The organism is Aeromonas sp. PS2Canimalfood6, from assembly GCF_048276795.1.
Taxonomy (GTDB): domain Bacteria; phylum Pseudomonadota; class Gammaproteobacteria; order Enterobacterales; family Aeromonadaceae; genus Aeromonas; species Aeromonas caviae.
Window position 1 is genome coordinate 1 of record NZ_JBLUXC010000032.1, and the last position, 12,495, is coordinate 12,495.

A 12,495-nucleotide genomic window follows, 5' to 3' on the forward strand; every position below is an offset into this window, starting at 1 on the left:
AGGTTACGGATCGAGATAGCGGGTGCGGCCATGATGATCTACCTGCAAAAGAGAGTAATAGATCAGAACGGCCGATCGCCGTCAAGCACTGAAAATAGCAAAATCAGGTGCGGAATGACGGCTAAGGCACGGGGATGAGATCGGGTGGTCGCGGCAAGCTGGCGCCAGCGGGGCAGAAAACAGCGAGGGCGCCATTGGCGCCCTCGCATCGATGTGTGGCTGCGTCTCAGCTGCGCAGCTTGTTGTAGACAAACAGCACGATCAGGGCGCCAACGGTGGCGATGATGATGCTCGGCAGGTTGAAGCCGGTGACCGTTCCCATCCCGAACAGGGTGCTGACATAGCCCCCCACCATGGCACCGACCACCCCCAGGATCACCGTCATGAAGAAACCGCCTCCATCCTTGCCCGGCATGATCCATTTGGCCAGGATGCCGACGATCAGCCCCAGTACCACCCAAGTAAGAAATCCCATGGTCATCTCCTCGTTATGTGCAGAGAACCAGAGTATATGCAGGGATCCTGCTTGTATCCCGCCACAGCACGGCGTGAGTCAGAAACGGTCATATGAGACTCGCTCCTGACCATGGCAGGCAGAGGGCCTCAGCCGAGCGCGCGGGTGTCGAGGCGCTGCCCGGCGGGGGAGCACACCAGCACCGACCCCTGCTCGAACCAGTCCCCCAGCACGATGCGCCGCGCCGTACGCCCATCCAGGGTGAAGTCGTGGATGGCGGGCCTGTGAGTGTGGCCGTGGATCATCAGGCGGCAGCCGTGCTGGCGCAGCATCTCGTCTACCGCCTCCGGAGTCACGTCCATGATGATCTGGCTCTTCTGGGCATTCTCCATCTGGCTCTGGCCGCGCATTTTGTGGGCGATGGCCTGGCGGCGCGAGAGCGGTAGGCGCAGGAAGAGCCAGCGCAGCCACTTCTGTTGTGTGATGCGGCGAAACTTCTGGTAGCCCTCGTCCCGGGTGCAGAGCAGATCCCCGTGGCTCAGCAGCACCCGCTCGCCGTACAGCTCGATGACACAGGGGTCGCCAAGCAGGGTCATGCCGGCCCGTTTGGCAAACTGGCGCCCCAAGAGGAAGTCGCGGTTGCCGTGAATGAAATAGAGGGGCACCCCCTGCTGGCTCAGGGCGAGAAAGGCATCGGCCACCTCGCGGTGGAGCGGGTTGGGGTCGTCGTCCCCAATCCAGAATTCGAACAGATCCCCCAGCACATAGAGGGCGTCGGCACCGGGCGCGTCTTCGGCCAGAAAGCGCACCAGGGCCGCCGTCATGTCGGGCCTGCCTTGGCTGAGGTGAATGTCACTGATAAAGAGGGTGCTCATGAGTTCCTGGGCATCATGGTAAGAGAGTCCCGCCTGGGTGCGGACAAGGCCTGTGACCTTGCACGTCGAGCGGGTGGGGGAGGGAAGGGCAGCAGAGCCCCGCAAGGTTGACGCCCTCCAGGGTCAGCAACGCCTCGTAAGGGTCGCCGGACAGACCCAGCAGGCGGCACATGGCCGCTTCCCCCTTGAGCCCTTCATCAACGCGCAGGCGCAGCACCTCCCGGTGGAAGGGGGCGCCAAAGCGCTCAAGCAGGGAGGCCATCAGGCTGAGGTGGCGCCAGCCATGACACGCCTCGAGGGGAGCAGGGGTGAGGTAGAGCTCGACTGGCCAGCACTGGCCATCTGGCCCGTGGCGTTGCTGCTCGGCGATCCAGACCTGCTCGCCCTTGCTTCGCACCTGCCAGCCTTGTGCTGCCAGTGTCGCGGCAAGGAAGGCCGGGTCCGGATGCTGGCAGAGGATGTCGAGATCGCTGCCGGGCCTATCCAGCCCGATGGCGATCGTGCTCACCAGGGCCAGATCGTTGCACAGGGGGCCAAGTTCATTCCACAGGCCGCCGCTCAGCAGGGCGTGGGCCGAGCGCTGACGCTCGTTGCCCTGGGCCAGATAGTCGAGGCGGCGCCAGTTGGGGGCGGCAGATGGAAAAACTGCGGCCGGGGCCGCAGTGGTATCAGAGCCTGGCCGGCAGGGATTACTCGGCAAGGGTCACCTTGGTGATGACGACGTCTTCGGTCGGAACGTCCTGGTGCATGCGGCCGTAGTTGCCGGTCTTCACGCCCTTGATCTTGTTGACCACGTCCATCCCGGCGGTCACTTCACCGAACACGCAGTAGCCGAAGCCCTGGGTGGTGGCGGACTTGAAGTCCAGGAAGTCGTTGTTGTTCACGTTGATGAAGAACTGGGCGCTGGCGGAGTGCGGCTCCATGGTGCGGGCCATGGCGATGGTGCCGACCTTGTTGGACAGACCGTTGGCCGCCTCGTTCTTGATGGGAGCGCGGGTCTCTTTCTCTTCGAAGCCCGGGGCATAGCCGCCGCCCTGGATCATGAAGCCGTCGATGACGCGGTGGAAGATGGTGTTGTCGTAGTGACCGTCACGGCAGTATTGCAGGAAGTTGGCCACGGTCTCCGGGGCTTTTTCCGCGTTCAGGGTCAGGGTGATGTCGCCGTGGTTGGTGTGCAGAGTAACCATGAGTTGTCCTTTCATTTTGACGCGGGCAGCAAGGTGCCCGCAGGTGTATGGCATAAAGTGGTGGCAATTCTAGCCCATCAAGGCCCTGCGGCATAGATGGCAGGGGGGAGAGGGGGCTTTTTCTGCCTCGTTTTCTATACCGGATGCGGTTAGAATGGCAGGCCATTTTACTCACAGGCAGTGGTCATAAGATGCTGAAGATATACAACACACTCACTCGTCAAAAAGAAGAATTCAAACCTATCCACCCGGGCAAGGTGGGCATGTATGTGTGTGGCGTCACTATCTATGATCACTGTCATATCGGCCATGGCCGTACCTTCGTCGCCTTCGACGTCGTCGCTCGCTACCTGCGTTATGCAGGATACGACCTCACCTATGTGCGCAACGTCACCGACGTGGACGACAAGATCATCAAGCGCGCCGCCGAAACGCACGTGACCTGTGACGCTCTCACCGAGCGCCTCATCGGCGACATGCACCAGGATTTCGACGCCCTCGGCATGGTGCGTCCGGACATCGAACCCCGCGCCACCCAGCACATCGGCGAGATCATCGCCCTGGTTGAAACCCTGCTGGAAAAAGGGCACGCCTACGTGGCGGACAACGGCGATGTGATGTTCATCGTCGACTCCTACGCCGACTACGGCAAGCTCTCGGGCCAGGATCTGGAGCAGTTGCAGGCCGGCGCCCGTGTCGACGTGGTGGATGCCAAGCGCAACCCGCTCGACTTCGTGCTGTGGAAGATGTCCAAGCCCGGCGAACCGACCTGGGAGAGCCCTTGGGGCCCGGGCCGTCCTGGCTGGCACATCGAGTGCTCCGCCATGAACTCCAAGCACCTTGGCAACCACTTCGACATCCACGGCGGCGGCTCCGATCTGCAGTTCCCCCACCACGAGAACGAGATTGCCCAGTCCTGCTGCGCCCACGGCGGCGACTACGTCAACACCTGGATGCACAGCGGCATGGTGATGGTGGATAAAGAGAAGATGTCCAAATCCCTTGGCAATTTCTTCACCATCCGTGATGTGCTGGCCCACTACGACGCCGAAACCGTCCGTTACTTCCTGATGTCCGGTCACTACCGCAGCCAGCTCAACTACTCGGAAGACAACCTGAAGCAAGCCCGCGCCGCCCTGGAGCGCATGTACACCGCCCTGCGCGATCTGCCGGCGGCGGCCGCTGCCGGTGGTGACGAGCAGGTGGCTCGCTTCGTTGATGCCATGGACGACGACTTCAACACCCCGGAAGCCTACTCCGCCCTGTTCGACCTGGTGCGCGAGATCAACCGCCAGAAAGCCGAAGACATCGCTGTCGCCGCTGGCCTCGGTGCCCGCCTGCGCGAACTGGGCGCCGTGCTCGGCATCCTGCAACAAGACCCCGAGGCTTTCCTCAAGGGTGACGAAGCGGACGAAGAGGTCGCCGAAATCGAGCGCCTGATCGCCGAGCGCAATCAGGCCCGCGCCGACAAGAACTGGGCCGCGGCGGATGCCGCCCGTAACCGCCTCACCGAGATGGGCATCGTGCTGGAAGACAGCGCCGGCAAGACCAGCTGGCGCCGAGCCTAAGGCCGGTGGCGCTGCTCGCGCCAACCGGTTAAGCAAATAAAAAACCGCAGCCCTAGGGCTGCGGTTTTTGTTTGTGGCTTTTCCTTCGACACCTCTTGAGCCTCGGGCTCTGCTTTTGCCCCGGTGCTCTGCGCTCTGATCCCCTCTCCCCTTGGGGGAGAGGGCCAGGGTGAGGGGAGCTAATGTCATTCCTCTGCTGAATGCCATCTAACGCCTTAATGGCATGGCTCCGCCATGCAGGACGCGAGGGCACTGCCCTCGACAGGGTTTCGCCCGCCCTTCGGGCTGGGGCGAGTGACTTTGGAAAGACCCAAAGTCACCAAAAGTCTTCTCCCCCGGCAAACCGCCCGCTTCGCGGGTTCCCTCGTCTCGTTCAACGGGTCGGACGGAGCGCCGCAGACGGCACATCCCTGTGCCGACTGTGGCTGCGCCATCATCCCTGATGGCGCTCCTGACCCGTTGAACTCGACTCGGCGGTTTGCAGGGGGAACCAATACCGTGCCCGCCCGTGGCTTTAGTGTTCATGCTGACCGCCTTTTCCGCTGAAAGGGGAGAGCAGTGCAAGGGGATTGGTAAATTGCGTTTTGGTTTGAGTGAGAAAGTGTTTAGGGAATAGAAATAAAAACCGCAGCTCAAGGCTGCAGTTTTTTGTAGTATGCATTGTAAAGGGGACTTTTTCTAAGTGTCTAGAATTAATATCCTTGTCTAGGTGTTTTATATAAAAGATGTCTGCGCAATTATCTATAACATGGAATATATCAGGGTTGATACTTAACTGATGAAGAATAAGCTGAAGAACAGTCTTATTATTTACTACTATTTTAAAATGGTTTTGTCGATACATGGTGAACATTAAGTATATGTTTTTAAGTTACTTTTAGTTACTTCTGACAAACGTTTTCAACTCATTGGCAAAAAATTGAAGTTTCCTATTTACATTTTCTATATCACTTACTAGTTGTTCATAATAAACGTAAGTCCTTTGAATATCTTGAGGTGAGATTGATTTATTACATTCTTTTTCCTTCTCTACTTTATACCAAGAACGGTATTTGGCTTGCCATTCTGTTAGGTGTGGTCTTAAACCATCATTTAGAACCATCATAGATATATCAATAAGGTTTTCAGTATCTTCTTTTTTTTTGCCTGATAGTTTTTCTACAGGAAGTGCCGCTATTTGTTCTCTGATACATTGAAATAATGTATGCCAGCTATCGTATACTTCAACGATCACATCCTTATCTCGTTGAAAAGGTAAGGCTGCTTTTCTTGTTACTAACTCAGTCCATATCTTATGTGCAATTTTTTTATCCTCTATACTAGGCTTGATTTTTATTTGAGTTCCTGTGAATGGTTCCTTGATTGTGATCTCATCGGTCTTGTAGTTTTTTAATGCTGGTTGTATTTTCTTGAACAATAGAATCAATAAAACTAGAAAAATTATTATCGATAATGGTACTGGAATATTTATTTTTAGTGCTGAATTAAATCCATCTAAACTTATTGAAATAATATTTAATTCTATTGGTTGAGTTGTCGTATCTTGTGCTGCTGGAATTAAACTAGACATGATGTAACTATCCTTATTTACTATCGCATCATTCTTGTAAATCGGTTTATTTTGATATTAAACCAGATTTTTGGTCTACCCTTTTATAAAAATCAGAAAATTGACAGGGATCTGAAATAATCATATTTAATTTTGATTTATTATTGCGGTGTATACTTTCTATTATATCCCTTGCTTCATTTGATTGGGCTAGATCTATTTTTTTGTAGTCTCTTATTTTATTGTATCTAATTGATTGTAAGTCAATATCAATTGCTGAATTACCAAAATAATAGAAGTGATTTGAGATTAGGACAAACGTAGATTTAGTATCTCTCTCTAAGTTTGTCATATTATAACTGCCATCAGGGTTACTATGATGTGAATCTTCTTGTATCCATGTTTCGTCTATATCTTGATGATATATATTATCTCCCAACATTTGCACGTGACTGCCATTTCTAGAAGGTTTTTTTAGAGAAAATCGTGAGTCCAACCAATAATCATTAAAATCTATTTTTTCTGTTACTTTCATTAATAAAATGCATTTTTTATTGGCTTTGCGTAACTGCGCCCCTCCAATTCCTAAAATCCAATCATCTACATTTGCCGATTTTCTTATTCGTGGCTTGCATGTTGCTAAAGTACAAACTCCATGAAATGGATTAGGTGCAAACCCAAAGTCTCTAGTGATTGCATAAGCGTACAAAAATGAGTTTGGAGATATCAGCATATGATATTTCCCCCATTAATTTTTTCTCTCTCTCGACCATCAGCATGTTGAAATTGGCTATTGCCATCAAGCGCCTCTATGATCGACTCAGCTCTCCATCCAACAATAGATGTTGCATATTTTTTTAGATTGTCAGGCAGTTCAACATCGTCTTTTAAACCATTCTCATAAACGCCAATAATTGGCTTTCCAAGCTGATGAGCTACTTTTATTTCCCAATTAACCCACGGCCTTGCATGTGTTTCCTTGCCTATAACAACGATAACTTGACTTGCCCATCTCATTTTCATTCTAAGAAGACGTTCAATAGTTCTGTCACTGATTTTCTTTTGGTCTATGCGCGCTTGGTTCTCTGGTTTTACTCTTATTGAGCTGTTCCTAAATTGATAGCCTTTAGATGATGCTAAGCGAGTAATCCCGTCAACACTTGCATCATCCTTGTGATGATGACTAATAAATACGTTTCGTTGAACAGTATTAACCATTTTAATCCTCACTAATATAATTAAAAAAGTTCGAAGTTACTTTTGATTTTATAATTATACGTTTGCTTTGGTCTCTTGTTGTTAAATTTGGTCCTGCACCTTTTATCAATCTCACATGCTCCGCTATTTTCCATATCCATTAATGTGTAGCGTCGTTGTGCTTGTGGTAGAAAGTGAAATATTTCATCCATATCCCAACTTTCATTATATATTTCAGCGATCATGTGCTGATTTTCTGTAAACCAAAACAAGCATTCTTCGCTGCTCATGCCATCTCTATTTTCAAAAATCCAGTTAATTCCTCTCTCGCATCCTGGGCCTGAAATAACAAAGTTATGTTCTGTAAATGGAAATTCATTCAGGTACGTTAGATCGATAAAAATCTGGTAGGCTAAAAATTTACCTATGCCATGGAATGATTTTAGATTGCTATATACGATGTCTTGCGTTGTTGCATTAGTGACTCCTTTCACAATTGAATCTTGATTGTAGAAAACAAACTTGATCATTCTTATGACCATGTTGTTCTCTATTTTACCTTCTCGCTTCTCTAGAAAGGTACCAAAGCTTACTTTTGGTCCGCCAAGTATATATGCTGCGCTAAAAAATACATATTTTGGGTCGTTGGATGCTATTTCTGATAGTCTTTTTCTTACTTCTTCATCGATATAATATAAATTCATATTAGAGAAGTTAAATGGTGCGCCAAGTGAGCGTAGCGTATCGCTTTTGTTTATGACTCGAAATAAAAATATGTTTAATATTTTGTTTTCATAGCTCAAAGATGCGTTGTTAATAACATTAGCGATTAACCATTTTGTTTCTCTATCCCATGTTCTCTTGGTATTTACAAACTTATATTTTCTTAATATTTCATCAGTAGTCCAAAAGGGAGGGAGTTCTAGAATGCTTTTTTTATAATAAATAGATGTTCTTTCCCGTTGATGATAAAACCACTCCTTTATTACTAGGTCATTTAGTATTGGTTTGGCAGACTTTATTTTCTGCTTGCTAACGTTACAATATAATATGTCATTTTTGTAATCCACAGATGAAAGCCTCTTTAAAGAAATATCTAAACGCGTTTGTACCTAAAGTGGCATTGTTAAACACGTAGTCGGATTTTGATTTGTTTTCCACTACATATTTATCAATGTCATAATTCTCGTAGTTATTATGTTCTCTCTCTATATAGATAATAGTGAATTTGTTATTCTTACACCATAATAGCTCATTGGTTGAACGTACATCTGTTATTATAATGTTCTTGGTGTTATCGATGGATTTTATTTCTTCAGTGAGCATTCTGATGAATATTTGCTCCTCTATTTTTCTTAAGGAGTTGAGATTGAGCCAGATGTCTCTTGGTGAACATGTTATTTTCTCTCCAGTAGATAAAACTATATTTAAAGGTAATGATTTTTCCTCTGGTTGATAGTCTTTTTCTAGCCAAGGATATATGTGATGAGCAAGCTTTTTTAACTGATCACTGAATGAGAGGCGAATAAATTCATAGTTGTTTATTAAATAATTGGCAAGATAATCTTTTCCACTGCCAGAGACTCCCATAAAAGCAATTCTCATGGTGCGACCTTTATATGTTGATTGAAATTGTTTTTAGTGACAGATAATATAAAGTCTTGGCTTAATCTTGAATGTAAAGTAATTGGTTGCATGAGTATTTTTTGGTAAACATATGCGAGTGTGGCATCACAATATCCCCAAAGAAGATTACCCTTATAGTCTACATCGTAATGTGTAAATATAGCTTGCATTTCAATTCTAGAGAGATCTATTGGCGGCAGATCGGAAATATTCATTGTTATCTTATTTTCAATGAATAAGACTATGTCATTTAATAATTTTTTAGTTTTCTGTAGAGAGCTAGCAAAATAAATACTGTCGTGGTTTTTAATGTCTAGATTTTGCTTGTCTTTGTTGGAAAGTATGTCTTGGGCCTGCTTTATTTTATCTTCATAGATGTGCAAGTTTGTAATTGATTGATGCAAATAACCTAAACTTAATTGACTATCAACCTCTTTTTGTAAAATATAAAGGACTAATTCTTGCAAAAGACTGAATTCAAAAATATTGATATGGCTTACCCCAAAAATTAAATCTCCACTTCGTTGAGTTACCTTGATATTTAGTTTTTTGTCTGGCGTGACAAAAAAATGGATTAGGTTGTTGCAAGGGATGTCTAGGCTATTTTCCAAATTCACACCAAGTAGGCTTTCACTTGTGTCCCTATTTGGCATGTAAAGACTTATTACAGCTCTTCTTGTGTATATACCTTCACTTTTAAATTGTTTAATTACATTGTCTATCTGCCCATATGCATAGAGCCTTTCACCGTAAGCAGCACGCCAGGTAATACCATCATCTGAATATTCTATCGCCCTAGGTACAAAAAACGATAAATAAGGGGCGATTTTGTTCATTCCTGCCAATACCCAAAGAGTTTCTGCAAAAGTGGCAAAAATATTATTTTTTCTTCCTAATAAGCTTAGGTGTCTTGACCTGGGGTCATTTAATATGATGCTTACATCATATAGTGTTAATGTTTTCCCGTTCCTTGATGAAGTGTTTACTCCATCTAAAAATATCTTCTCTATGGCATTTACTATAACGCTATTAATATTGCTTCCATAAACGACATGCATAATATTGCCTCGTTTGATAAATATAAATTGGGCGTAGGTTAAATGTTTTATTCTCTATTTGAAATCGTGTAATCGGACGTTCGAGAGATGAAGTCGTGATTACTAAGTAGCATTTATTATCGGGCCTTCAATATAAAGCCATTTCCCGATAAGGATATGTACTGCTTACTGTTGTACTCACCATGATTTTTTTCACCTATGGAACATATTGATGATACATGCTGCATAGGTGAGACAATCTGATCTCGCCACGAGGTGGGCGAAGGGCCGGATCAGAGATAACGTCTCTCCCGATCACAGCCTCGAATACACCGGATGCTGTTAACCAACCTCGGGGCTGCGTGTTGGAAGTTGCCCCTGTTGTTCGCCGAGGTGAGAGCAGAAGGTCAGGAGCGCCGTCATGGACGACGGCGCAGAAGCAGGCGGTACAGGGATGTACCGTCTGCGTCGTTCCGCCAGACCTTTTGCCTGAACCGAGGGAACCCGACGCAGGAGGGCGAACAAGTGGGGGTGGCCTTTCTTTTGGTGACTTTTCTTTGGCCACGCAAAGAAAAGTCACTCGCCAAGCCGCGCAGCGGCGGCGAAACCCCGTCGAGGACGGAGTCCTCGTGTCCTGCGCGGCGAAGCCGTGCCATTCACACGTGGGGCAGCATTCGCCAGGCAATGCCGTTACCCACCCCTCACCCTGACCCTCTCCCCCAAGGGGAGAGGGGATCAAACCGAAGTCGCTGAGGCTGGCGGGCGAAACCCCATCGAGGACGGAGTCCTCGTGTCCTGCGCGGCGAAGCCGTGCCATTGAGGCGTGGGACGACATTGCACCAGGCAATGACGTTACCGACCCCTCACCCTAACCCTCTCCCCCAAGGGAAGAGGGGATCAAACCGAAGTCGCTGAGGCTGGCGGGCGAAACCCCGTCGAGGACAGAGTCCTCGTGTCCTGCGCAGCGAAGCCGTGCCATTGAGGCGTGGGGCGGCATTCGCCAGGCAATGCCGTTACCCATCCCTCACCCTAGCCCTCTCCCCCAAGGGGAGAGGGGACAAAGCCGAAACCCCGTCGAGGGCCGCGCCCTCGTGTCCTGCACGGCGAAGCCGTGCTATTGAGGCGTGGGGCGGCATTCGCCAGGCAATGACGTTACCGACCCCTCACCCTGACCTTCTCCCCCAAGGGGAGAGGGGATGGTTACCGCGGACGATTACGCTTCGCTAATCGACCCTACCGACCCTACCGACCCTACCGACCCTACCGACCCTACCGACCCTACGGCGTAGCCATGCCCAATGACGGTGAGTGACCTCTGACCCTTTCCCCTCAAGGGGCGAGGGGATGATTACCGTGGGCGAATACGCGGCGGGAATCGAGCCGGCACCCAGGGGCGAGGGCAGGGTTGTGTCCCTGTGTTCCGCATGGCGACGCCGCTTGGGGGCCGGTTATGCCAAAATGTGAACAAATCGATCTTTCCCCCGGTCAATCGCGGTCTGCCGCTTGTCGGGCCCGCCCCGAGTTGGCTAAGGTAGTCGCCCATCAGATGCACGCAGTAGTGGAGGTAGGCATGGATAAAATTTTGCTGGCGCTCTCGGAGCAGATGATAAACGCGCGGGATCTGGAGAGCCTGACCCGCCCTTTGCTGGAGATGCTGGAGTCTGTGACCGGGCTGGAGTCGACCTATCTCACCGAGATTGACCTCGGGCAAAGCAGCCAGCATGTTCTGTTTGCCCGCAATGCGGCCGGGCTGCAGATCCCCGAGGGGATGACGGTGGAGTGGAGCGATACCCTGTGTCGCCGTGCCATCGACGATGAGATTGGCTACACCGACGACGTCGCCGCCCAGTGGGGGGACTCCCAGGCGGCCAGCGAGCTCGGCATTCGCTCCTATCTGAGCAGCCCGGTGCGCACCTCGACCGGCTCCCTCTATGGCACCCTGTGCGGCGCCAGTACCGAACAAAAGCCCGCGGTGGCGGGGGCGCAGCAGCTCATCGCCTTCTTCGCGCACCTGATTGCCGAACAGGTGGAGCGGGAGCAACTGCTGCGGCAATTGCAGCAGGCCAACGACGAGCTCTCGCGCCTGGCCCTCTCCGACCCCCTCACCGGGCTCCCCAACCGCCGCGCCCTGATGCTGGAGCTCACCCGCTTGTTCTCCCTGTCGGAGCGGGCGGGGCATCCGGTGCTCATCGCCTTTGTGGATCTCGATGGCTTCAAGGCCATCAACGACGAGCATGGCCACGAGGCGGGGGACAGGCTGCTCACCGCCATGGCGCGGCAACTGAGCGAGACCCTGCGCGGCGGCGATCTGCTGGCCCGCTTTGGGGGGGACGAGTTCGTGGCCGTGGGCATGGGGCCTTTCCCGGACGCCGACACGCTGGACGTAGCGGTGGCGGCGTTTCGCCAGCGCCTGTTCGAGCACAGCGTGCTGTCACTGCCGGTGGGGGACAAGGTGATCCATTATCCCGGTGCCAGCGTGGGGGCGGTGGCCGTGATGCCGGCCGAGGTCAGCGTCGAGGAGGCGCTGAACCGGGCCGATGCGAGCATGTATGCGGTCAAGCGCGAGCGCCGGGCCGCAGGGGAGGGCGGTAACCCGCCCCCTTCCAGTCAGGTGTCTGCCCCGCGATAGGAGCGGGGCGGGTTGAGAGGGCACAGGGGGGCGCGTCCACCCGGGTGCCAGTCTGTTTTCCCTTTATCAGTTCGGAGCCCATACCATGGTTCATCTTCTTGCCCGCCGTGTGCGCGCCCTGGCCGGGCGGGCGGCCACCCTGGTGGCCGGACTCTGCGAGTTTCAGCAGCGCATCTGGGTGGTCAGCATCGTCAAGGAGTCCTACACAGATACCTTCGTGGTCAACGAAGGGGGCTTTGAGGAGCCCTTGCAATGGATGCGCCGCAAGGGCTACAGCGCCGAGATGCTGGCCAGGGTGGAAGCCATGGCCCGATCCCAGGTGCTCCAGCTCGAGTGCGCCGGGCAGCATCACCGTCTGATGCGGGTGAAATAG

13 protein-coding genes are annotated in these 12,495 nt (G+C 51.0%); 3 read left to right on the forward strand and 10 right to left on the reverse strand.

Annotation, left to right across the window (positions count from 1 at the left end; all coding sequences use genetic code 11):
• Positions 1-226 precede the first annotated feature (226 nt).
• From ACNPAA_RS13405 to ACNPAA_RS13420, 4 genes are all read right to left on the reverse strand, one after another.
• Positions 227-475: a GlsB/YeaQ/YmgE family stress response membrane protein gene (locus ACNPAA_RS13405; RefSeq protein ID WP_043156234.1), complete on the reverse strand. Its 249-nt coding sequence runs from the start codon at positions 473-475 to the stop codon at positions 227-229.
• Between the two features lie 128 nt (positions 476-603).
• Positions 604-1,329 carry a UDP-2,3-diacylglucosamine diphosphatase gene (lpxH, locus tag ACNPAA_RS13410; RefSeq protein ID WP_161469686.1) on the reverse strand — a complete coding sequence of 242 codons (726 nt, stop codon included), beginning with the start codon at positions 1,327-1,329 and terminating at the stop codon, positions 604-606.
• Between the two features lie 13 nt (positions 1,330-1,342).
• On the reverse strand, positions 1,343-2,029 hold the full coding sequence (locus ACNPAA_RS13415) for a DUF4269 domain-containing protein (RefSeq protein ID WP_161469685.1): 687 nt from the start codon (positions 2,027-2,029) through the stop codon (positions 1,343-1,345).
• Entirely contained in the window at positions 2,019-2,516 is a 498-nt protein-coding gene (locus ACNPAA_RS13420) for a peptidylprolyl isomerase (RefSeq protein WP_010675220.1), read from the reverse strand. The genes ACNPAA_RS13415 and ACNPAA_RS13420 overlap by 11 nt, the downstream gene beginning before the upstream one ends.
• Before the next feature lie 191 nt (positions 2,517-2,707).
• Here ACNPAA_RS13420 and cysS point away from each other — a divergent pair, with 191 nt between their 5' ends.
• Complete coding sequence (gene cysS, locus ACNPAA_RS13425; protein WP_161469684.1) at positions 2,708-4,084, forward strand: cysteine--tRNA ligase; 1,377 nt, start codon at positions 2,708-2,710, stop codon at positions 4,082-4,084.
• 877 nt (positions 4,085-4,961) lie between these two features.
• Here the strand turns inward: cysS and ACNPAA_RS13430 are convergent.
• From ACNPAA_RS13430 to ACNPAA_RS13455, 6 genes are read right to left on the reverse strand one after another with little or no spacing between them, the layout of a single operon-like run.
• Positions 4,962-5,654, reverse strand: coding sequence for a hypothetical protein (locus tag ACNPAA_RS13430; protein WP_323937813.1), 693 nt, complete (start codon positions 5,652-5,654; stop codon positions 4,962-4,964).
• Positions 5,655-5,700: 46 nt separating this feature from the next.
• Positions 5,701-6,366, reverse strand: coding sequence for a hypothetical protein (locus ACNPAA_RS13435; protein WP_113977391.1), 666 nt, complete (start codon positions 6,364-6,366; stop codon positions 5,701-5,703).
• Positions 6,360-6,851 (reverse strand): TIR domain-containing protein, encoded by a 492-nt coding sequence (locus ACNPAA_RS13440; protein ID WP_113977393.1) that lies wholly within the window; start codon positions 6,849-6,851, stop codon positions 6,360-6,362. The genes ACNPAA_RS13435 and ACNPAA_RS13440 overlap by 7 nt, the downstream gene beginning before the upstream one ends.
• A 20-nt stretch (positions 6,852-6,871) precedes the next feature.
• Positions 6,872-7,900, reverse strand: coding sequence for a nucleotide kinase domain-containing protein (locus ACNPAA_RS13445; protein WP_113977395.1), 1,029 nt, complete (start codon positions 7,898-7,900; stop codon positions 6,872-6,874).
• Positions 7,884-8,435 (reverse strand): adenylate kinase, encoded by a 552-nt coding sequence (locus ACNPAA_RS13450; protein WP_113977397.1) that lies wholly within the window; start codon positions 8,433-8,435, stop codon positions 7,884-7,886. Before ACNPAA_RS13450 ends, ACNPAA_RS13445 begins: the two co-directional genes overlap by 17 nt.
• Positions 8,432-9,514, reverse strand: coding sequence for a thymidylate synthase (locus ACNPAA_RS13455; RefSeq protein WP_113977399.1), 1,083 nt, complete (start codon positions 9,512-9,514; stop codon positions 8,432-8,434). The genes ACNPAA_RS13450 and ACNPAA_RS13455 overlap by 4 nt, the downstream gene beginning before the upstream one ends.
• 1,549 nt (positions 9,515-11,063) lie before the next feature.
• Between ACNPAA_RS13455 and ACNPAA_RS13460 the strand changes: the two genes are divergently transcribed.
• Both ACNPAA_RS13460 and ACNPAA_RS13465 read left to right on the forward strand, forming a co-directional pair.
• Positions 11,064-12,122, forward strand: a complete 1,059-nt coding sequence (locus ACNPAA_RS13460; RefSeq protein WP_279987951.1) for a sensor domain-containing diguanylate cyclase — start codon at positions 11,064-11,066, stop codon at positions 12,120-12,122.
• Positions 12,123-12,207: 85 nt separating this feature from the next.
• Positions 12,208-12,495 carry a hypothetical protein gene (locus ACNPAA_RS13465; protein ID WP_039041204.1) on the forward strand — a complete coding sequence of 96 codons (288 nt, stop codon included), beginning with the start codon at positions 12,208-12,210 and terminating at the stop codon, positions 12,493-12,495.

Coding starts and splice junctions, on each gene's coding strand:
- ACNPAA_RS13420 (WP_010675220.1), bottom strand. CDS start 2,516: ATGGTTACTCTGCACACCAACCACGGCGACATCACCCTGACCCTGAAC.
- ACNPAA_RS13465 (WP_039041204.1), top strand. CDS start 12,208: ATGGTTCATCTTCTTGCCCGCCGTGTGCGCGCCCTGGCCGGGCGGGCG.
- cysS (WP_161469684.1), top strand. CDS start 2,708: ATGCTGAAGATATACAACACACTCACTCGTCAAAAAGAAGAATTCAAA.
- ACNPAA_RS13435 (WP_113977391.1), bottom strand. CDS start 6,366: ATGCTGATATCTCCAAACTCATTTTTGTACGCTTATGCAATCACTAGA.
- ACNPAA_RS13440 (WP_113977393.1), bottom strand. CDS start 6,851: ATGGTTAATACTGTTCAACGAAACGTATTTATTAGTCATCATCACAAG.
- lpxH (WP_161469686.1), bottom strand. CDS start 1,329: ATGAGCACCCTCTTTATCAGTGACATTCACCTCAGCCAAGGCAGGCCC.
- ACNPAA_RS13450 (WP_113977397.1), bottom strand. CDS start 8,435: ATGAGAATTGCTTTTATGGGAGTCTCTGGCAGTGGAAAAGATTATCTT.
- ACNPAA_RS13405 (WP_043156234.1), bottom strand. CDS start 475: ATGGGATTTCTTACTTGGGTGGTACTGGGGCTGATCGTCGGCATCCTG.
- ACNPAA_RS13430 (WP_323937813.1), bottom strand. CDS start 5,654: ATGTCTAGTTTAATTCCAGCAGCACAAGATACGACAACTCAACCAATA.
- ACNPAA_RS13455 (WP_113977399.1), bottom strand. CDS start 9,514: ATGCATGTCGTTTATGGAAGCAATATTAATAGCGTTATAGTAAATGCC.
- ACNPAA_RS13460 (WP_279987951.1), top strand. CDS start 11,064: ATGGATAAAATTTTGCTGGCGCTCTCGGAGCAGATGATAAACGCGCGG.